This window comes from Bradyrhizobium diazoefficiens (assembly GCF_016616885.1).
GTDB classification, from domain to species: Bacteria; Pseudomonadota; Alphaproteobacteria; order Rhizobiales; family Xanthobacteraceae; genus Bradyrhizobium; species Bradyrhizobium diazoefficiens_F.
In genome coordinates this window covers 6,413,434-6,433,923 of record NZ_CP067102.1, presented here as the reverse complement: position 1 = coordinate 6,433,923, position 20,490 = coordinate 6,413,434, and the positions used below count along the sequence as shown (strand labels likewise).

Genomic DNA, 20,490 nt, shown 5'->3' with positions numbered 1-20,490 from the left:
GAAAGCCATGAAACTGCGCGACTTCTTAGGTCAGGATTGTCTGGGCAACGATGCCGCAATCGAGCCCGCTGTCGCGGCGCTCGAGGTGAGCGGCGTTGCGCTCGACAGCCGCGTAGTCAAGCCCGGCGATCTCTTCTTCGCGCTCGCCGGCAGCAAAACCGACGGCGCCCGCTTCATCGATGCTGCGATTGCGGCCGGCGCAGTGGCTGTGGTCGGCGATCATGCGCCTGATGGCTGCAAGGTGCCGTTCGTCGCAACAGCCAATCCGCGCCGCGCGCTCGCACTGGCTGCGGCGAGATTCTTCCCGACTCAGCCTGCGACTATTGCGGCGGTGACCGGAACCAGCGGCAAGACGTCGGTTGCAGCATTCACGCGCCAGATCTGGGAGCGGCTGGGGCATGCCTCGGCCAGCATCGGAACCATCGGCCTCGTCTCGCCGAAACGCACCGTCTACGGTTCGCTGACGACGCCGGATCCGATCGCGCTGCACCGGCAGCTCGACGAGATCGCGCGCGAGGGCGTGACGCACCTCGCCTTTGAAGCATCGTCGCACGGCCTCGATCAATATCGCCTCGACGGTGTGCGCGTCTCCGCCGGAGGCTTCACTAATCTCTCGCGCGACCACATGGATTATCATCCGACGGTCGCACATTATCTCGCAGCAAAGCTCAGGCTGTTTCGCGAGCTCGTGCCGCCCGGTGGCGCCGCGGTGATCTCGGCTGATCATGATTGCTCGGCGGAGGCGATCGATGCCGCCAGGTCGCGCGGTCTGCGCGTGATGGCGGTGGGCCGTCACGGCGACGGGGCAGGTGAGGGCATTCGTCTCACCGACGCCGTGGTCGAAGGTTTCTCGCAGAAGCTTACGCTCAAACATCGTGGCAGGAATTATTCGATCCGACTGCCGCTGGTCGGCGAATTCCAGATCGAGAACGCGCTGGTGTCGGCCGGTCTTGCCATCGGCACCGGCAGCGATGCGGCCAATGTGTTCGCGAGCCTCGAACATCTCGAGGGCGCCAAGGGCCGGCTCGAGCGCGTCGGCGAGCGCAACGGCGCGCCTGTTTTCGTCGACTATGCGCACAAGCCCGATGCGCTGGCGAAGGCGCTGCAGGCGCTGCGTCCCTATGCGAAGCGCAGGCTGATCGTCGTGTTCGGCGCCGGCGGCGATCGCGACGCCGGCAAGCGGCCGATCATGGGCGAGATCGCGGCCGCGAACGCCGATCGCGTCATCATCACCGACGACAATCCACGCAGCGAGAACCCGGAAGCCATTCGCGCCGCGATCCTCGCCACCGCCAAGGGCGCGCGCGAAATCGGCGACCGCGCGGCCGCGATCCGTGCCGCGATCGAGGAATTGGAAGATGGCGACGCGCTGCTCGTCGCCGGCAAGGGCCACGAGACCGGGCAGATCGTCGGCGGCGAGGTCCTGCCGTTCAGCGATCACGAGGCGGTTGCCGCCGCATTAGCATCGAGGGTCGCATGAGCGCGCCATTGTGGACGGTTGCCGAGGTGGCGCGTGCGCTTGGCGCGACGGGATCATTCCCGGACACGCCCATCGACTTCGTCACCCAGGACAGCCGGCTGGTGAAGCCGGGCTGCCTGTTCGTGGCGCTGAGCGGCACGCCGAGCGGCGGCTTCATCTCGGCCTTCGCCAGCGCACGCGACGGCTGGGAGTTCGCGGACAAGGCGGAAGCCTCCGGCGCGGTCGCGATGATCGTGCCGCACCAGATCGCGGGCGTTCGCATTCCGCAGATCGTCGTGAAGGACACGCTGATCGACGGCCTCTGGGGCCTTGCGCGCGCCGCACGCGCGCGTTTCAACGGGTCGGTGATCGGGCTGACCGGCAGCGCCGGCAAGACCAGCACCAAGGAGTTTCTGGCGGCCTATCCCAATGCCTATGCCAGCCCCTCGAGCTTCAACAATTTCTGGGGCGTGCCGCTGACGCTGTGCAACGCCCGCCCCGATGCCAGCCTCTGGGTCGTCGAAATGGGCATGAACCAAACCGGTGAGATCGCGCGGCTCAGCGAATTGACGCGGCCGACCGTCGCGCTCGTCGTCAACGTCCAGCCGGTGCATCTGGAAAAGCTCGGCTCGCTCGATGCGATCCGCCGCGAGAAGGTGTCGATCGCGCTCGGCCTGCCCTCGGATGGCGTGCTGGTGCTGCCGGCCGGGATCAAGGCGCCCGACTGGAAGGGCAAGGTGGTGCGCTTCGGCGAGAAGGCCGAAGTGCACGAGGTCGCGCACGCCCGGCATGGCGAGAGCTGGCAGGTCGTGGCCGCGATCGGCAAGAAGGAGATCGCCTTCAGCCTCACGCCGGGTGCACCGCACCGCGTGCAGAATGCGCTCGCCGCGCTCGCCTCGGTTCACGCCGCGCACCTCGATGCCGCGACGCTCGCGATCAAGCTCGACCGCGTCGGCATCATGTCTGGCCGCGGTGTGGAGCAGGCCGTCGGCGGTGTCACTGTGATCGACGACAGCTTTAACGGCAATCCGGCGAGCGTCGCTGCTGCGCTGCAAAGCCTGCAGGCGCGCAACGTGACGGGCGGCCGTCGCATTGCGGTGCTGGGCGACATGCTGGAACTGGGCGATGACGCACCAAGTTACCACACCGCGCTGACCACGCATCTCGACGGCATCGACGGCATCTATTGCGTCGGGCCGCTGATGCGGCACCTCTATGACGCACTTCCAGCCGGCAAAGGGCTCGGCTGGCACGACGATCCCGCCACGCTGAAACCGGGCGAGGTCGCGGGCCTGCTGAAGGCAGGCGATGTCGTGGTTGTCAAGGGCAGCAAGAAGATGTTCTGGGTCAACAAGTTTGTGCCGGGGCTAGTGGCCGCCTTGCAGGCAAAGGCGTAAACTGCTTGGAAGGCGCTGTTCCCGAATCCCACCGTTTTGCGGCGCCGAGCCGGCAGGTTTCTTGTCGTCAAGTTTCTTCCAGTCAAGTTTCTTGCCGTCAAGTTTCTTGGAGGTCGCCCGGCGAAATCTGCGTCTGAAAAAGCCTGCGTGCGAAAGGCGCCATAGGACCGTCTGAATGTTTTACTGGCTGATCGAGCTCTCCAACACATTTCCAGGTTTCGGTGCAGTGCGCACCGTCTTGAACGTCTTCCGTTACATCACCTTCCGCACCGGCGGCGCCATCGTCACCGGCGCGCTGTTCGTGTTCCTGTTCGGGCCCTGGATCATCGACCATTTGCGCATTCGCCAGGGCAAGGGACAGCCGATCCGCACCGACGGTCCGCAATCGCATCTGGCCAAGAAGGGCACGCCCACCATGGGCGGGCTGATGATCCTGTCCGGCCTCACGGTCGGCACCGTGCTGTGGTGCAATCCGCTCAATCCCTATGTCTGGATCGTGCTCGCGGTGACGCTCGGCTTCGGCTTCGTCGGCTTCTACGACGATTACCTCAAGGTGACCAAGCAGACCACGACCGGTTTCGGCGGCAAGTTGCGCCTGCTGATCGAAGGGCTCATCGCGCTGGTCGCCTGCTATGCGCTGGTGCGGCTGAATCGCGATCCCGCGTCGACCGCGCTGACCATACCCTTCCTGAAGGATACCGTGCTGCATTTCGGCTGGTTCTTTATCGTGTTCGGCGCCTTCGTCATCGTCGGTGCCGGCAACGCGGTGAACCTCACTGACGGTCTCGACGGCCTCGCCATCGTGCCGGTGATGATCGCGACCGCGAGCTTTGCGATGATCGCCTATCTCGCCGGCAATGCTGTATTCGCCGATTACCTCCAGATCAAATATGTCGCCGGCACCGGCGAGCTTGCGGTGCTGTGCGGCGCCCTGCTGGGTGCCGGCCTCGGTTTTCTCTGGTTCAATGCGCCACCAGCTTCGATCTTCATGGGCGACACCGGCTCGCTCGCGCTCGGCGGCATGCTGGGGGCGATTGCGGTCGCGGTGAAGCACGAGATCGTGCTCGCGGTGATCGGCGGCCTGTTCGTGCTGGAGGCGGTCTCGGTCATCGTGCAGGTGGTGTCGTTCAAGCTCACGGGCAAGCGCATCTTCCGCATGGCGCCGATCCACCATCATTTCGAGCAGCTCGGCTGGACCGAGCCGCAGATCGTGATCCGCTTCTGGATCATCTCGGTGATGCTGGCGCTGGCCGGCCTCTCCACGCTGAAGCTGCGCTGACGGTATCACGATGATCCCGGTTACATCCTTCGCCGGCAAGACGATCGCGGTGTTCGGCCTCGGCGGCTCGGGGCTCGCTTCCTGCCACGCGCTGAAAGCCGGCGGCGCCGAGGTGATCGCCGCCGACGACAATGCCGAGAACGTCGCCAAGGCCGCGCAGGCCGGTTTCGTCACCGCAGATCTGCGCAACGTTTCCTGGTCGAATTTCGCTAGCCTCGTGCTCGCGCCCGGCGTGCCGCTCACCCATCCGGCGCCGCACTGGAGCGTGCTGAAGGCGCGCGAGGCCGGCGTCGAGGTGATCGGCGACATCGAACTGTTCTGCCGGGAGCGCCGACGGCATGCACCGAACGCGCCGTTCATTGCGATCACCGGCACCAACGGCAAGTCGACCACGACGGCCTTGATCGCGCATCTGACAAAGGTTGCGGGCTACGACACCCAGATGGGCGGCAATATCGGCATCGCGATCCTGTCGCTGGAGCCACCGCGCATGGGCCGCGTCCACGTCATCGAGATGTCGTCCTACCAGATCGACCTCACCCCCTCGCTCGATCCCTCCGTCGGCATCTTGCTCAATGTCAGCGAGGATCACATTGATCGTCACGGCACCATCGAACATTACGCCGCGGTGAAGGAGCGCCTGGTTGCAGGCGTGCAGGCAGGCGGCACCTCGATCGTCGGCGTCGATGACGGCTATTGCCGCGACATCGCCGACCGGCTCGACCGCGCCGGCAAGAGCGTGGTGCGCATCTCCGTTAGGAATCCGCTGGCGAGCGGTATTCATGTCGAGCACGGCACCATCGTGCGCACCTCGGGCGGCGCGAGGAGCGAGGTCGCCAAGCTCGGCGGCATCGGCTCGCTGCGCGGCCTGCACAATGCACAGAACGCGGCCTGTGCAGCGGCCGCCGCGCTCGCGATGGGCATCAGCCTGGATGTGCTGCAGAATGGTCTGCGCAGCTTTCCCGGCCTGGCGCACCGCATGGAGCAGGTCGGCCACCGCGGCAATGTGCTGTTCGTCAACGACTCCAAGGGCACCAACGCCGACGCCACCGCGCATGCGCTGTCGTCCTTTGCCGACATCTTCTGGATCGCCGGCGGCAAGCCGAAAGCGGGCGGCATCACTTGCTTGACCTCCTTCTTCCCGCGCATCCGCAAGGCCTATCTGATCGGGGAGGCCGCGCAGGAATTTTCCGGCACGCTGGGCACGCAAGTCGCGCACGAGATCAGCCAGACCCTCGATGTCGCCGTCGAGCACGCGGCACGGGATGCGGAAGCCTCAGGGCTCATCGATGCGGTCGTGCTGCTGTCGCCGGCCTGCGCCTCATTCGACCAGTACCGCAACTTCGAAATCCGCGGCACCAAGTTCCGTGAACTGGTACAGGCGCTGCCGGGTGTGAAGCCGGTGGTGTGAGGGCGGGCTCGTGTCCCGGACGCGGTGCGGCACGAAGTGACGCTCCGCAGAGCCGGGACCCAGAAGCGGCAATGGGCCCCGGCTCTGCAGCGCACCGCAAGAGCGCTGCGCTGCGTCCGGGGCACGAGACTCTTCAAAACTTGAACGGTCCCTTAACCCCCCGGTAACCAACCTCGGCGACCAATGGACAGACCTCTGTCCGAAAGCGGCCGCCCATGCTCTCCCGTGAAGAACGCACCCCCTTTACCGAGTGGTGGTGGACCGTCGATAAGCCGCTGCTCGGCGCGATCCTGGTGCTGATGCTGACTGGCGTCATCCTGTCGCTGGCGGCGAGCCCGCCGGTCGCGACCCGCATCGGGCTCGATCCCTTCCATTTCTTCAGCCGCCACGTGATGTTCCTGGCGCCGTCCTTCATGGTGCTGGTCGGCGTCTCCTTCCTGTCGCCGCGCTCGATCCGGCGAAGCGCGCTGATCATCTTCACGATCAGCATCATCCTGATCGTGGTGACGCTCGCGATCGGCCCCGAGGTCAAGGGCTCGCGGCGCTGGATCACGCTGCTCGGCGTCAACATCCAGGCCTCCGAAATCGCGAAGCCGTCCTTCGTCGTCATCGCGGCGTGGCTGTTCGCGGAATCGACCAAGCGGCCGGAGATGCCGGCGACCTCGATGGCGCTGGTGCTGCTGTTGATGCTGGTGTCGCTGCTGGTGATGGAGCCGGATTTCGGCCAGACCATGCTGATCCTGATGGTGTGGGGCTCGCTGTTCTTCATCGCGGGCATGCGCATGATCTGGGTATTCGGCCTTGCCGGCGCCGCCGCGGCCGGCCTGTTCAGCGCATACCTGTTCGTTCCGCACGTCGCGGGCCGCATCAAGCGCTTCATGAACCCGGCCTCCGGCGACACTTTTCAGGTCGATACCGCGATGGAGGCCTTCTACAACGGCGGTTGGTTTGGCCTCGGACCGGGCGAGGGCATCGCCAAGCGCAGCCTGCCGGACAGCCACACCGACTTCGTGTTCGCAGTCGCCGCCGAAGAGTTCGGCATCATCCTGTGCCTCGCGATGCTGACGCTGTTCGCCTTCGTCGTCATTCGTACGCTGTCGCGCGCCTACGCCAACGAGGACATGTTCTCGCGCTTTGCGGCCTCCGGGCTGGCAATCCTGTTCGGCGTGCAGGCAGCGATCAACATGTCGGTCAACCTTCAGCTCATTCCCGCCAAAGGCATGACGCTGCCGTTCATTTCGTATGGCGGTTCCTCGATCGTCTCGCTGTCTTATGGCGTCGGCATGATGCTGGCCCTGACGCGGCTGCGCCCCCGCACCGAGGTCGAGGCCAGCGGCCATGCCGAGGCGATGCGCAGTTACGCGTGAGCCGTCATTGCGAGGAGCTCGTGACAAAATTGCAGAGCAATTTTGCACTGGAGCGACGAAGCAATCCAGAGTGCCTCCGCGGGGGAATTCTGGATTGCTTCGCTTCGCTCGCAATGACGGGTGAGACCTTGTAAAAGCGCCTGCCATGGACAAATCCTCCTTGATTCTTCTCGCCGCGGGCGGCACCGGCGGCCATCTGTTTCCGGCTGAAGCGCTCGGCGTCGAGTTGATCCGGCGCGGGTTTCGCGTGCGCCTGGTCACGGACGATCGGGCGTTGCGTTACAGCGGGCTGTTCAGCAAGGACATGATCGACGTCGTCGCGAGCGAAACCGCACGCGGCCGCAATCCGCTTCAGCTCGCTCATGCCGGCCTCACGCTCGCCACCGGCACGCTGTCCGCTTACCGCCTGATCAAGCGGTTGAAGCCCGCTGCCGTCATCGGCTTCGGTGGCTATCCGACATTGCCGCCGCTGCTCGCAGCAAAATTCGCGGGCGTGCCGAGCATAATCCACGACGCCAATGCCGTGCTCGGCCGCGCCAACCGTTTCCTGTCGAGCCGCGTCCGCGCCATCGCGACGTCGTTGCCGGGCGTGCTCGACCGCGATCCGGCGCTGGCAACCAAGACGACCACGGTCGGCACGCCGATGCGGCCGGCGGTGCTCGCCGCGGCGGCGGAGCCATATACCGCACCCGAGCTGAACGGCCCGCTCCGCCTGCTCGTCGTCGGCGGCAGCCAGGGCGCGCGCATCATGGCCGATATCGTGCCCGGTGCGATCGAGCGGCTCGAGCCCGCGCTCTGGAGCCGGCTGGTCCTGACCCAGCAGGTGCGCGACGAGGATATCGCGCGCGTGTGCGCGGTTTACGACAAGCTCAAGATCAAAGCCGAGCTCGCGCCGTTCTTCACGGATTTGCCGGCGCGGCTCGCCTCCAACCATCTGGTGGTGTCGCGCTCCGGCGCCGGGACCGTGGCCGAGCTTGCCGCGATCGGGCGCCCCTCGATCCTGGTGCCGCTGCCGGGCGCGATCGACCAGGACCAGTTCGCCAATGCCGGCGTGCTGGCCAAGGTCGATGGCGCCGTCCGCATTCCGCAAACCGAGTTCACCTCGGATCGTCTCGCCGCAGAGATCTCCGGTTTCGCGGCCGAGCCGGCGCGCCTTGCCGCCATGGCTGCCGCCGCGCACGGCGTCGGCCGGCTCGATGCCGCCGAGCGGCTGGCCGATCTGGTGGTCAAAGTCGCGGGAATCTGACGCGAAAAAGCCCTTGTCTTCGCCTTCTAAAGCGGGGCATCCAGTAAGAACGGCGCGGCTGATTTGGCCGTGACCTTTGCCAGATGCCGCCAGCGAAAGGCGGCGAGGTCAGGGAACAGAGCATGAGACTGCCGCGCGAGATCGGACCCATCCACTTCGTCGGGATCGGCGGGATCGGCATGAGCGGCATCGCCGAGGTGCTGGTCAATCTCGGCTATGCCGTGCAGGGCTCGGACGCCTCGGACAATTACAATCTCGACCGTCTGCGCAAGAAGGGTGCGAAGGTCTCGGTCGGCCACAAGGCCGAGAATGTCGACGGGGCCGAGGTCGTCGTCGTGTCCACCGCGATCAAGCGCGACAATCCCGAATTGATGGCGGCGCGCGAGCGGCGCATTCCCGTGGTGCGTCGCGCCGAGATGCTGGCCGAATTGATGCGGCTGAAGAGCTGCGTCGCGATCGCCGGTACGCACGGCAAGACCACGACGACCACGATGGTCGCGACCCTGCTCGACGCCGGCGGGCTCGATCCGACCGTGATCAACGGCGGCATCATCAACGCCTATGGCTCCAACGCGCGTCTCGGCGCCGGCGACTGGATGGTGGTGGAAGCAGACGAGAGCGACGGCACGTTTTTGAAGCTGCCGACCGATGTCGCGATCGTCACCAATGTCGACCCTGAACATCTCGATCACTTCAAGACCTTCGAGGCCGTGCAGGACGCGTTCCGCGCTTTCGTCGAGAACCTGCCGTTCTACGGCTTCGCCGTGATGTGCATCGACCATCCCGTGGTGCAGACCCTCGTCGGCAAGATCGAGGATCGCCGCATCATCACTTACGGCGAGAATCCGCAGGCCGACGCGCGATTGCTCGACCTGACGCCAATGGGCGGCGGATCAAAATTCAAGGTCGCCTTCCGAGATCGCAAGACCGGCGCCGTGCACGAGATCGCCGATCTCATGCTGCCGATGCCCGGCCGCCACAATGCGTCGAACGCGACGGCCGCGATCGCGGTCGCGCGCGAGCTTGGCGTTTCAGATGACGCGATCCGCAAGGCGATCGCCGGCTTCGGCGGCGTCAAGCGGCGCTTCACCAAAACAGGCGAATGGAACGGCGTCACCGTAATCGACGATTACGGCCATCACCCCGTCGAGATTGCGGCGGTGCTGAAGGCAGCGCGGGAATCCACCAACGGCAAGATCATCGCCGTGGTGCAGCCGCATCGCTACACCCGCCTGCAATCGCTGTTCGAGGAATTTTGCACCTGCTTCAACGATGCCGATGCGGTTGTCGTCGCCGACGTCTATGCAGCCGGTGAGACGCCGATCGACGGTATCGACCGCGATCATTTCGTCGTGGGCCTGCGCGCGCATGGTCACCGCGAGGTGATCCCGTTGCCGGGAGCGACGGAGCTCGCCGGCATCATCAAGGGCCTCGCGAAGTCGGGCGATCTCGTCGTGTGCCTCGGTGCCGGCAACATCACGCAATGGGCGTATGCGCTGCCGGACCAATTGAAGGCGCTGGGGTAAGGGCAGTGAGCTTCCCCGACATCACATCCGCTCTCAAAGCCGCGATGCCGGATCTGCGCGGGCGGTTGCTGGCCAACCAGTCGCTGGCCGAGCTGACTTGGTTTCGCGTCGGCGGTCCGGCGCAGGTGTTGTTCACGCCGGCGGACGAGGATGACCTCGCCTATTTCCTCGCGCATCTCGCCGGCGACATCCCGGTCTACGTCGTCGGCGTCGGCTCCAACCTCATCGTGCGCGATGGCGGCATTGCGGGTGTCGTGATCCGGCTGGCGCCGCGCGCTTTTGGCGAGGCCACTGCGAGCGGCGACGTCGTGACCGCGGGTGCGGCCGCTCTGGACAAGCGCGTCGCGGAGGTCGCTGCCTCCGCCAATGTCGGCGGGCTCGAATTCTATTTCGGCATTCCCGGCACGATCGGCGGCGCGCTGCGCATGAATGCGGGCGCCAATGGCGGCGAGACCAAGGATGTGCTGATCGAGGCGCGCGGCGTTGGCCGCGACGGCAAAAAGCATGTCTTCTCCAACGCCGACATGAAATTCGTCTACCGCAACAGCGGCGTCGACCCCTCCATCATCTTCACCTCCGCACGCTTTCGCGGCGAGATCAGGGATACTGATGCGATCCGCGCGCGGATGGCGGAGGTGCAGACCCACCGCGAGACCGCGCAGCCGATCCGCGAAAAGACCGGAGGATCGACCTTCAAGAATCCGCCCGGCCATTCTGCCTGGAAGCTGGTCGATGCCGCCGGCTGCCGTGGCCTGCGCGTCGGCGGTGCTGAGGTCTCCGAGATGCACTGCAATTTCCTGATCAACACGGGTGACGCCACCGCGCACGACATCGAGGCGCTGGGCGAGACCGTGCGCGAACGGGTCAAGGCGAATTCCGGAATTGAGCTGCACTGGGAAATCAAGCGGGTTGGAATTCCCGGCTAACCTGGACAGGCGACGAGAGAACATGCGCACCACCATCCTCTTTGGCGGCTCCAACCGGGAGCGTCTGGTTTCCGTCGCTTCAGCCCAGGCGCTGCATCAGGCGCTGCCCGAGGCAGATCTCTGGTGGTGGGACGTCGATGATAACGTGCACGTCGTGCAGTCCAGGCAGCTGCTCGAACATTCTCGGCCCTTCGAGGACGAGTTCAAGCCTGGCACATCAGGCATTCCGCTGGCGCAGGCGCTCGACAAGGCCAAGGCGGAAGACCGCGTCCTGGTGCTCAGCCTGCATGGCGGGTGCGCCGAGAATGGCGAATTGCAGGTGATGTGTGAGGCGCGCGGCGTGCCGTTCACAGGCTCCGGCTCGGCCTCCTCGCATCTCGCCTTCGACAAGATCGCGGCCAAGCGCTTTGCCGCGCTCGGTGGCGTGACGCCGCCTGAGGGCATCGCGCTCGAGAATATCGATGATGCCTTCGCTGAATATGGACGGCTGATCGCAAAGCCGGCGCGCGATGGCTCGAGCTATGGCCTGATCTTCGTCAACGCCAGGCAGGATCTTGTCGCAGTCCGCAATGCGGCCAAGCACGAAGAGTATGTGATCGAGCCCTACATCGCCGGCGTCGAGGCGACCTGCGGCGTGCTGGAGCGCACCGACGGATCGATCATCGCGCTGCCGCCGATCGAGATCATTCCGGGTGAGGGCAATTTCGACTACGCCGCAAAGTATCTTTTGAAGTCGACCCAGGAGATCTGCCCGGGCCGCTTCACGGCCGAGGTCACCGCCGCGCTCAAGACCCAGGCGATGCTGGCGCATCGCGCGATGTCCTGCGCCGGCTATTCCCGTTCCGACTTCATCGTCTCGGAGAAGGGGCTGGTCTATCTCGAAACCAACACGCTGCCCGGGCTGACCAAGTCCTCGCTCTACCCCAAGGCGCTGAAGGCCGAGGGTATCGCGTTCGCCGACTTCCTCCGCGACCTGATCGAGCTGGCGGCGCGACGGGCGCGGAAATAGTTAGGATTGGTTAACGGCTGAGAGGGCGAAAACGGCCGGTTTGGTGCCCAAAACCGGTAAAATGCCGGATATCGTGGCATAACTGCCTCACAGAGTTGGGCAAAAAGCATTCCCCGTTAACGAACTTTACCTTTTGTTTACCAGGAAGTCCGAAGGTTAACGCTGGCGGCGCATATGGCGTTTTGGCTGCCGGCGCGTGAGCTGTTTCGGATGTATCCGACCGGCGAACGCTTTGAAGGGGAGCGGTTTCTTCAGCCGAAGACCATTACCCGGCCCGGCATGTCCGAGACGTCATGTTTGCCAGGACCCGCGCGATGTCGCGGGCAAACTGTTGACGAGCTCGTGCAATGGATAGTGCAGGAAGCCTCTCCCGGTCGTTTTTGAGATCGCTGAGGCCCCAAGCTGACCTGAAGGCGGCCGCTATCGGAGCGGTCGTGCTTCTGCGCGAGTGGGTACAGGACAAGCGCGATGAGACGCGCGATGCCGCCAAGCAAAGGATCAAGGCCAAGGCCGTCGTCGAGCGCGAGCCGCCGCCGCGCCTGGTCGCGCTGGTCGAGCGCTATCTGCCGCGCCGGGTCGGGATCAGCATGACCGTGCTGCTGCTGATCGGCAGCTGCGGCCTCGGCATCGTCAAGGGCGGCCATCTCCAGGATTTCGTCACCGCGGTCAGCGACGCGCGCAACGCCATGGCCAATTCGGCCGGCTTCCGCATCACCTCGGTCGTGATCAACGGCCGCAAGCAGCTCAGCCAGGACGAGATCCTCGCGATCGGCGGCGTCAGCGGCCGCTCCTCGCTGCTGTTCCTCGATGCCGACGGCGTCCGCGACAAGCTCAAGGCCAATCCCTGGATTGCGGACGCGACCGTGCTGAAGCTCTATCCGGGCCAGCTCATGATCGAGATCACCGAGCGCAAGGCATTTGCGCTGTGGCAGGAGGCCGGCCGGCTCTCCGTCATCGCCGACGACGGCGCGCTGCTCGAGCCCTATGTCTCGCGCCGGTTCCTGTCGCTGCCGCTCGTGGTCGGCAAGGGCGCCGACACCCAGGCCCGCGACTTTCTCGCGCTGCTCGCCCGCTATCCGCAGGTGAACGCGGTGACGAAAGCCGCGATCTATGTCGGTGAGCGGCGCTGGAACCTGAGGCTGAAAGACGGCCTCGATATCCGCCTGCCCGAGCAGGATGTCGGCAACGCACTCGCCGCGCTCTCCAAGCTCGACAAGGATGACAGGTTGTTCTCGAAGGACATCGTCGCGATCGACATGCGCCTGCCCGACCGTCTGGTGGTGCAGCTGTCCGATGACTCCGCCAAGGCGCGCGAGGATCTGTTCAAGGACAAGAAGAAAAAGAAGGCCGGGGACGCCGCATGACCGGTCTTGATCGCAGCCAGACGCCGAAGACGCGCCCGATGCCGCACAAGCGTGGCGGCCTCGTCGCCTGCCTCGACATCGGCACCAGCAAGATCGCCTGCATGATCGCGCGGTTGAAGCCGTCGGCGCCGAGCGAGGCCCTGGGCGGCCGGACCCACGCGGTGGAACTGATCGGTTACAGCCAGATCCAGTCGCGCGGCATGAAGGCCGGTGCGGTGGTCGATCTCGCCGAATGCGAGCAGGCGGTGCGCCAGGCCGTCGGGCTTGCCGAGAAAATGGCCAAAGTACGCGTCGAATCCGTTTTGCTGTCGGTCTCCGGCGGCCGGCTCGCGGGCCAGCTTGTCGAAGCCGCGGCCGATATCCGCGGCGGCGCGGTGACGCCGGCCGATGTCAGCCGCGTCACCTCCACCGGCATGCGCCACGCCACCGGCGAGGGCCGCACCGTGCTGCATGCGCTGCCGGTCGGCTACACGCTCGATGGCGTCAAGGGCATCCGCGATCCCCGCGGCATGGTCGCCCATCAATTCGGTGTCGACATGAACGTCGTCACCTGCGACGCCACCGTGGCGCGGAACCTGATGCTGGCGGTAGAACGCTGCCATCTCAACGTCGAAGCCATGGCGGCGAGCCCCTATGTGGCCGGCCTGTCGGTGCTGACCGACGACGAGGCCGATCTCGGCGCCGCCGTGGTCGAGATGGGCGCGGGCACCACCACCATCGCGGTCTATTCCGGCGGCCGCTTCGTGCACGCGGCCGGATTTGCGGTCGGCGGGCAACACATCACGATGGATCTCGCGCGCGGACTCTCGGCGACCATTGCCGATGCCGAGCGAATCAAGACGTTATACGGCACCGTCATCACCGGCGGATCGGACTCGCGTGAGCTGATGTCTGTACCGACAGCCGGTGACGACCAGGATCTGCCGCAGATCGTTTCGCGCGCCACCATCGCCACCATCGTCAAGCATCGTGCCGAGGAAGTCTTCGAAATGGTTCGGGACAAGCTGAAGGATTCGCCCTTCGCGGCAGAGCCCAAGGGCCGTGTCGTGCTCTCCGGCGGCGCCTCGCAGCTCACCGGCCTCGTCGAGCTCGGAACCCAGATTCTCGGCCGGCCCGTGCGGGTCGGACGTCCGCTCGGTTTTGGCCGGCTGCCCAACGAGGCGAAGAACGCCGCGTTTGCGGTGCCGGCCGGGCTTCTCGTCTACCCGCAATATGTTCACCACGAACATGTCGAACCGCGGCATACGCGGCAGCAGGTCAGGACAGGAACGGGCGGTTATTTCGGAAAGGTCGGACGATGGCTACGCGAGGGCTTTTGATGACCGCTTTCCGCAAATGTCGATTTTCACCAACTCCCGCGGCCGCAGGCCGGGGCGAACCCCACGCGCGCGTGATCGAGAGGCAAACATGACCATCAGCATCAACGTTCCTGATATTCACGAGTTGAAGCCCCGCATCACCGTGTTCGGCGTCGGCGGCGCCGGCGGCAACGCCGTCAACAACATGATCACGGCGGGCCTCCAGGGCGTCGACTTCGTGGTCGCCAATACCGACGCGCAGGCGCTGACGATGTCGAAGGCGCAGCGCATCGTGCAGATGGGTACCGCGGTGACGCAGGGCCTCGGCGCCGGCTCGCAGCCGAACGTCGGCGCTGCTGCCGCGGAAGAAGTCATCGACGAGCTGCGGGATCATCTCTCGGGCGCCAATATGGTGTTCGTCACCGCCGGCATGGGCGGCGGCACCGGCACCGGCGCTGCTCCCGTCATCGCCAAGACCGCACGCGACATGGGCATCCTCACCGTCGGCGTCGTGACCAAGCCGTTCCACTTCGAGGGCGGCCGCCGCATGCGCACCGCCGAAGCCGGCATCAACGAGCTGCACAAGGTCGTCGACACGCTGCTGATCATCCCGAACCAGAACCTGTTCCGGGTTGCCAACGAGAAGACCACGTTTGCCGACGCCTTCGCGATGGCCGACCAGGTGCTCTACTCGGGCGTGGCTTGCATCACCGACCTGATGGTCAAGGAAGGCCTCATCAACCTCGACTTCGCCGATGTGAGAGCGGTGATGAGGGAAATGGGCAAGGCGATGATGGGCACCGGCGAAGCCTCCGGCGACAAGCGGGCGCTGACCGCTGCGGAAGCCGCGATCGCCAACCCGCTGATCGACGACAGCTCGATGAAGGGCGCCAAGGGCCTCCTGATCTCGATCACCGGCGGCAAGGACCTCACCCTGTTCGAGGTCGACGAAGCCGCGACCCGCATCCGCGAGGAGGTCGACCAGGACGCCAATATCATCGTCGGCGCCACCTTCGACGAAGCCCTCGATGGCCTGATCCGCGTCTCAGTCGTCGCCACCGGCATCGAGCAGGCCGCGATCGCCCGCAACAGCCAGGCGACCTCCGCTCCGGTCGCGAATGCCGCGCCGCAGGCGCAGCAGGCTCACGCTGCTCCGGCCGCCGCCGCCGAGAGCCGTCTCGCCGACCTGACCGCGCGCCTCCGCGCCGACAACCAGCGCATGGCCGAGCGCGCCCAGAAGCTGGAAGCGCAGATGCCCGCTGCAGCACCGGCCGCGCCTGTCGCGCCGCGTCCCAATGTCGAGCGTGCGGCGCTTGCCGCCATCGCGGCTGCCGTTTCCGAAGTCCCGCAGGCGCCCGCGCCGATGCAGACCTATGGCGACGTCACCGTACGCCCGATCGCGCAGAAGCCCACGCTGTTTCCGGAGCCCGACCAGGTGCCGCTCGCCATGCATGAGTCGATGACGCCGGAAACCTTCATCCCGCCGCAGGCCGAGCGTGCCCCGGCCCGCGCCCCGCGCATGCCGCGCCTCGATGAGCTGCCGATGCCGGCCCAGGCCGAGCTGCGTCAGGCTCGTGGCGAGATCGAGGAGGAAACGCCGCAGAAGACCCGTCTGTCGCTGCTCCAGCGCCTTGCCAATGTCGGCCTCGGCCGTCGCGACGAGGAGAGCGAGGCCCCGATCGCCGCCCGCACCGCCGGTCCCGCCATGCCGGCGCTGCCCGAGCGCAAGCCGCAGCGGACGGTGCAGCAGCAGATCGCCGCCAGCGAACCGGTGTCGGAATATGCCCGCCGGCCCGCGCCGCAGGGTCTCGACGCCCATGGCCGCCCCGCGCCTGTTGCGCCGGCGCCACAGGGAGACGACCATCTTGATATCCCGGCCTTCCTGCGGCGGCAGGCGACCTGAGGATTGTTACAATAAGGCAGACGAAAAAAGGTCCCGGCGGGAAGCTTGCCGGGGCCTTTCCTTTTGTCCCGTGCATATCCGGATTACGTGCTCAAGCAACTGATTTTAAATCATTAATTACTTGTTCGGTGTTTCAGTAAAGCTGCCGATAACGGCCCAAAACGTCGGCGCAATTTGGTTAAGCCTTGGCGCGAATACGGCGGGTTTGGGGTAACAATCGGTAAAAAAGCGTGAGTTGGCGCTGTTTAGGGCAGTGACTATGGTCTGCCGTGACTTGGGGATACGAGATTCGGACGGACGGCCTTGGCCGGTAGTCGGATTTGTATAAGTCGCAGTGGGTCTTAGTGGGGCGGTTCCTGATGAAGTTTAGCCGGCAAACAACGCTTCGTGCGCAAGCCACCGTGGCCGGCGTTGGCGTTCATTCCGGTCTTCCCGTCACCCTCACGATTGGACCTGCACCCGTCGATGCAGGTTTTATTTTTGTCCGCACCGGCCTTGAGGGAACTGACCGCGAGATTCAGGCGACTGCCGAGCAGGTGATCGCAACCGATTTCGCGACCGTCCTCGGCGATCGCAGCGGTCCGTTGGTTTCCACTGCCGAGCACGTGCTGGCTGCGCTGCGGGGCATGGGCGTCGACAACGCCACCATCGAGATCGACGGTCCGGAAGTGCCGATCATGGACGGCAGCGCCGCTGCCTTCATTGCGGCGATCGATCAGGCCGGCATCGTCAATCAGCCGGCGCAGCGCCGCTTCATCCAGGTTTTGAAGCCGGTCTCGGTCAAGATCGGCGACTCCTTCGGCGAGATCCGGCCCTATGCCAACGGATTCCGTGCCGAGGTCGAGATCGACTTCACCAATCCCGTCATCGGCCAGCAGAGCTACGCCTTTGACCTCAGCCCGGAGCGCTTCCGTCGCGAAGTCGGCCGTGCCCGGACCTTCGGTATGATGGGCGACGTTGCCCGGCTCTGGAGCGCGGGCTATGCGCTCGGCGCCTCCTTCGAAAACACCGTCGTGTTCGACGACGAGCGGCTGCTCAACACCGAGGGCCTGCGCTACGCCGACGAATGCGCCCGCCACAAGGTGCTGGACGTGATCGGCGATCTCGCGCTGGCCGGCCTGCCGCTGCTCGGTGCCTATCGCTCGGTGCGTGGCGGCCACAAGCTGAACCACGCCGTCCTGACCGCGCTGCTCACCGACCGTACCGCCTGGCGGGTGGTCGAGGGTGAGGCGGTCCGCCGCACCACGCGTCCTGTGGTCGAGGTCGGCAGCGGTATCGTCGGCGGCCGGATCGCCGCGGCCTACGGGCCGGACGTGTCCTGAACGTCTGTTGCGGCAAGCAGCCAAGCGGCATTTTATCCGGGAAACTCCTGGTAACCATGATCGACTAGGATTGCGGCGTTCTCGCCTTAATCCGGGCGGAATGCCTGCCTATCCGATGGGTTAACAATCGTTTTTCGGTTACCGACGTGGTCGCGCGGCAGGCACCACGGTTACATTTCGCGCCCGTGACGGGGATCACGGGCTGGCGGGCACCGCATCACAGGGCGTCAGGTCTTAAATTCATGTCGGCACAGCGTATGACGCGCGGATATCTCTTGGTTTCACCGCGAGCCCGTGGGCTGCTTCGGGTCGCAACGCTCTTCCTGCTCGCCTTGCCGCTGGCCGGCTGCGGCACCGGCTCGCTCTGGGACAAGTTCACCGCCAAGGACGACACCTTCGTCGAGGAGCCTGCCGACAAGATCTACAATGAGGGCTTGTACCTCATGAACGAAAAGAAGGACATGAAGGCGGCGAACAAGAAGTTCGAAGAGGTCGACCGCCAGCATCCCTATTCCGACTGGGCGCGCAAATCGCTGCTGATGTCGGCCTACGCGTCCTACCAGGGCGGCGACTATGACAGCTGCATCGGCGCTGCCACCCGCTACGTCACCCTGCATCCCGGCAGCCCGGACGCCGCCTACGCGCAATATTTGATCGCCGCCTCGCACTACGACCAGATCCCGGATATCAGCCGCGACCAGGCCCGCACCGAGAAGGCGATCGCCTCGCTGGAAGAGGTGGTGCGCAAATATCCGACGTCCGAATATGCGACCTCCGCCAAGGCCAAGATCGAGGGCGCCCGCGACCAGCTCGCCGGCAAGGAAATGAATGTCGGCCGCTACTACATGGGCAAGCGCGACTACACGGCCGCGATCAACCGCTACAAGGCCGTGGTGACGCAATACCAGACCACGCGCCATGTCGAGGAGGCGCTTTACCGTCTCACCGAGGCCTATATGTCAATCGGCATCGTCGGCGAGGCCCAGACTGCCGCCGCCGTGCTCGGGCATAATTTTCCCGACAGCCGGTGGTACAAGGACGCCTATAATCTTGTAAAATCCGGTGGTCTCGAGCCGAGCGAGAATCAGGGGTCCTGGATCAGCCAGACCTTCAAGAAGATTGGCCTCTAGGTCTCGGCTAGGAAATCTGGTTCCATGCTGGCGCGTCTGTCGATCCGTGACATCGTCCTGATCGAACGGCTCGATATCGAATTCGCCACCGGACTCGCGGTTTTGACCGGTGAGACCGGTGCGGGCAAATCCATCCTGCTCGATGCCTTTGCGTTGGCACTCGGCGGCCGCGGCGACGCCGGCCTCGTGCGCCATGGCGCGGAGCAGGGGCAGGTCACCGCCGTCTTCGATATCCCGAAGAATCACCCCGCGACGAAAATTCTGGCCGAGAACGGGCTCGACGACGCGAGTTTTGCAGAGTCTTGCGAGATGATTCTCCGCCGCGTCCAGCTCGCCGACGGCCGCACCCGTGCCTTCATCAACGACCAGGCGATCAGCGTGCAGACCCTGAAGGCGGTCGGCGCCGCCCTGGTCGAGATCCACGGCCAGCACGACGAGCGCGCGCTGGTCGATGCTGCCACCCACCGCCGCCTGCTCGATGCCTTTGCCGGCCTCGAAAAGGACGTCGGTGCCGTCGAAGCCCTCTGGGACGCACGCCGCACCGCCAACATCGAGCTGGAAGAGCATCGCGCCGGCATGGAGCGCGCCGCGCGCGAGGCCGACTATCTGCGCCACGCCTCCGACGAGCTGAAGCAGCTCGCGCCGAAGGACGGCGAGGAGACCTCGCTCGCCTCGCGCCGCACCACCATGATGCAGGGCGAGAAGATCGCCTCCGATCTGCGCGAGGCGCAGGAGGTCGTCGGCGGCCACAATTCGCCGGTCGCCGCGCTCTCGGCCGCCGTGCGCCGGCTGGAGCGCCGCGGCGTCAATTCGCCGGCGCTGGTCGAGCCCGCGGTCAAGGCGATCGATATCGCGATCAACGCGCTGGAGGAGGCCGACCAGCATCTCCAGGCGGCCCTGGCCGCGACCGATTTCGACCCGGCCGAGCTCGAACGCATCGAGGAGCGGTTGTTCGCGTTGCGCGCCGCCTCGCGCAAATATTCGACGCCGGTCGATGGCCTGGCGGCGCTTGCCGCCAGATACGCCGCCGACGTCGTGCTGATCGATGCCGGCGCCTCGCGCTTGAAGAAGCTGGAGCAGGCCGCGATCGAGGCCGATGCACGCTATGCCGCCGCTGCGAAAAAGCTCTCGGCGGCGCGGCAGAAATCGGCCGAGAAGCTCAACAAGGCCGTCAACGCCGAGCTCGCCCCGCTCAAGCTCGAACGTGCGAAATTCATGACCCAGGTCGCGACCGACGAGGCCGCGCCGGGTCCGCAAGGCTTCGATCGCGTCGAGTTCTGGGTGCAGACCAATCCTGGCACCAAGCCCGGCCCGATGATGAAGGTCGCCTCCGGTGGCGAGCTCTCGCGCTTCCTCCTGGCGCTCAAGGTCGTGCTGTCCGACCGCGGCTCAGCACCGACCCTGGTGTTTGACGAAATCGACACCGGCGTCGGCGGTGCCGTCGCCGATGCCATCGGTGGACGCCTGGCGCGCCTTGCCGGCAAGGTTCAGGTGATGGCCGTGACCCATGCCCCGCAGGTCGCCGCCCGCGCCGACCAGCATCTCCTGATCTCCAAGGATGCGCTGGACAAGGGCAAGCGCGTCGCCACCCGCGTCAACGCGCTCGCCGCCGACCACCGCCGCGAGGAAATCGCCCGCATGCTCGCCGGCGCCGAGATCACGGCCGAGGCGAGGGCGGCCGCAGACCGGCTGCTCAAGGCGGCGACGGCTTAAATTTGTCGTTCCGGGGCGATGCGAAGCATCGAACCCGGAACCTCGAGATTCGAGTTCGGTCTTCCGGGCCCTCCCGGAATGACGGAGTTAAATGCAGATCGGGGTGCACGAAGTGCGAGCCTGGAATCTCGAGGTTCCGG

At 65.5% G+C, this 20,490-nt stretch carries 15 protein-coding genes; all 15 read left to right on the top strand.

The window, feature by feature from the left end:
• Positions 1-7: 7 nt before the first annotated feature.
• Entirely contained in the window at positions 8-1,480 is a 1,473-nt protein-coding gene (locus JJC00_RS29875) for a UDP-N-acetylmuramoyl-L-alanyl-D-glutamate--2,6-diaminopimelate ligase (RefSeq protein WP_200469402.1), read from the top strand.
• A complete protein-coding gene (locus JJC00_RS29870) occupies positions 1,477-2,856 on the top strand; it encodes a UDP-N-acetylmuramoyl-tripeptide--D-alanyl-D-alanine ligase (protein WP_200469401.1) in 1,380 nt (459 codons plus the stop codon). The genes JJC00_RS29875 and JJC00_RS29870 overlap by 4 nt, the downstream gene beginning before the upstream one ends.
• 175 nt (positions 2,857-3,031) lie before the next feature.
• On the top strand, positions 3,032-4,135 hold the full coding sequence (gene mraY, locus JJC00_RS29865; RefSeq protein WP_200469400.1) for a phospho-N-acetylmuramoyl-pentapeptide-transferase: 1,104 nt from the start codon (positions 3,032-3,034) through the stop codon (positions 4,133-4,135).
• A 10-nt stretch (positions 4,136-4,145) separates the two neighbouring features.
• Positions 4,146-5,546, top strand: coding sequence for a UDP-N-acetylmuramoyl-L-alanine--D-glutamate ligase (murD, locus tag JJC00_RS29860; RefSeq protein WP_200469399.1), 1,401 nt, complete (start codon positions 4,146-4,148; stop codon positions 5,544-5,546).
• 215 nt (positions 5,547-5,761) lie between these two features.
• The gene (ftsW, locus tag JJC00_RS29855) at positions 5,762-6,913 is read left to right on the top strand and encodes a putative lipid II flippase FtsW (RefSeq protein WP_200469398.1); all 1,152 of its coding nucleotides are present in this window, start codon (positions 5,762-5,764) and stop codon (positions 6,911-6,913) included.
• A gap of 145 nt (positions 6,914-7,058) precedes the next feature.
• Entirely contained in the window at positions 7,059-8,159 is a 1,101-nt protein-coding gene (gene murG / locus JJC00_RS29850) for an undecaprenyldiphospho-muramoylpentapeptide beta-N-acetylglucosaminyltransferase (RefSeq protein WP_200469397.1), read from the top strand.
• Positions 8,160-8,281: 122 nt separating this feature from the next.
• Complete coding sequence (murC, locus tag JJC00_RS29845; protein ID WP_200469396.1) at positions 8,282-9,685, top strand: UDP-N-acetylmuramate--L-alanine ligase; 1,404 nt, start codon at positions 8,282-8,284, stop codon at positions 9,683-9,685.
• Positions 9,686-9,690: 5 nt separating this feature from the next.
• Entirely contained in the window at positions 9,691-10,611 is a 921-nt protein-coding gene (gene murB, locus JJC00_RS29840) for a UDP-N-acetylmuramate dehydrogenase (RefSeq protein WP_200469395.1), read from the top strand.
• Positions 10,612-10,633: 22 nt separating this feature from the next.
• Complete coding sequence (locus tag JJC00_RS29835) at positions 10,634-11,620, top strand: D-alanine--D-alanine ligase family protein (protein ID WP_200469394.1); 987 nt, start codon at positions 10,634-10,636, stop codon at positions 11,618-11,620.
• 347 nt (positions 11,621-11,967) lie between these two features.
• Positions 11,968-12,984: a cell division protein FtsQ/DivIB gene (locus JJC00_RS29830; protein WP_200469393.1), complete on the top strand. Its 1,017-nt coding sequence runs from the start codon at positions 11,968-11,970 to the stop codon at positions 12,982-12,984.
• The gene (gene ftsA, locus JJC00_RS29825; protein WP_200469392.1) at positions 12,981-14,303 is read left to right on the top strand and encodes a cell division protein FtsA; all 1,323 of its coding nucleotides are present in this window, start codon (positions 12,981-12,983) and stop codon (positions 14,301-14,303) included. Before JJC00_RS29830 ends, ftsA begins: the two co-directional genes overlap by 4 nt.
• Before the next feature lie 88 nt (positions 14,304-14,391).
• Positions 14,392-16,185, top strand: coding sequence for a cell division protein FtsZ (gene ftsZ, locus JJC00_RS29820; protein WP_200469391.1), 1,794 nt, complete (start codon positions 14,392-14,394; stop codon positions 16,183-16,185).
• A gap of 359 nt (positions 16,186-16,544) precedes the next feature.
• Positions 16,545-17,507 (top strand): UDP-3-O-acyl-N-acetylglucosamine deacetylase, encoded by a 963-nt coding sequence (gene lpxC / locus JJC00_RS29815; protein ID WP_200469390.1) that lies wholly within the window; start codon positions 16,545-16,547, stop codon positions 17,505-17,507.
• 242 nt (positions 17,508-17,749) lie between these two features.
• Positions 17,750-18,637, top strand: a complete 888-nt coding sequence (locus JJC00_RS29810; protein ID WP_200469389.1) for an outer membrane protein assembly factor BamD — start codon at positions 17,750-17,752, stop codon at positions 18,635-18,637.
• 24 nt (positions 18,638-18,661) lie between these two features.
• Positions 18,662-20,350, top strand: a complete 1,689-nt coding sequence (recN, locus tag JJC00_RS29805) for a DNA repair protein RecN (protein WP_200469388.1) — start codon at positions 18,662-18,664, stop codon at positions 20,348-20,350.
• The last annotated feature ends 140 nt before the right edge of the window (positions 20,351-20,490 follow it).

Bases quoted from the DNA above. Each gene is read 5' to 3' on its own strand.
- JJC00_RS29875 (WP_200469402.1), top strand. From the start codon at position 8: ATGAAACTGCGCGACTTCTTAGGTCAGGATTGTCTGGGCAACGATGCC.
- JJC00_RS29870 (WP_200469401.1), top strand. From the start codon at position 1,477: ATGAGCGCGCCATTGTGGACGGTTGCCGAGGTGGCGCGTGCGCTTGGC.
- mraY (WP_200469400.1), top strand. From the start codon at position 3,032: ATGTTTTACTGGCTGATCGAGCTCTCCAACACATTTCCAGGTTTCGGT.
- murD (WP_200469399.1), top strand. From the start codon at position 4,146: ATGATCCCGGTTACATCCTTCGCCGGCAAGACGATCGCGGTGTTCGGC.
- ftsW (WP_200469398.1), top strand. From the start codon at position 5,762: ATGCTCTCCCGTGAAGAACGCACCCCCTTTACCGAGTGGTGGTGGACC.
- murG (WP_200469397.1), top strand. From the start codon at position 7,059: ATGGACAAATCCTCCTTGATTCTTCTCGCCGCGGGCGGCACCGGCGGC.
- murC (WP_200469396.1), top strand. From the start codon at position 8,282: ATGAGACTGCCGCGCGAGATCGGACCCATCCACTTCGTCGGGATCGGC.
- JJC00_RS29835 (WP_200469394.1), top strand. From the start codon at position 10,634: ATGCGCACCACCATCCTCTTTGGCGGCTCCAACCGGGAGCGTCTGGTT.
- JJC00_RS29830 (WP_200469393.1), top strand. From the start codon at position 11,968: ATGGATAGTGCAGGAAGCCTCTCCCGGTCGTTTTTGAGATCGCTGAGG.
- ftsA (WP_200469392.1), top strand. From the start codon at position 12,981: ATGACCGGTCTTGATCGCAGCCAGACGCCGAAGACGCGCCCGATGCCG.
- ftsZ (WP_200469391.1), top strand. From the start codon at position 14,392: ATGACCATCAGCATCAACGTTCCTGATATTCACGAGTTGAAGCCCCGC.
- lpxC (WP_200469390.1), top strand. From the start codon at position 16,545: ATGAAGTTTAGCCGGCAAACAACGCTTCGTGCGCAAGCCACCGTGGCC.
- JJC00_RS29810 (WP_200469389.1), top strand. From the start codon at position 17,750: ATGTCGGCACAGCGTATGACGCGCGGATATCTCTTGGTTTCACCGCGA.
- recN (WP_200469388.1), top strand. From the start codon at position 18,662: ATGCTGGCGCGTCTGTCGATCCGTGACATCGTCCTGATCGAACGGCTC.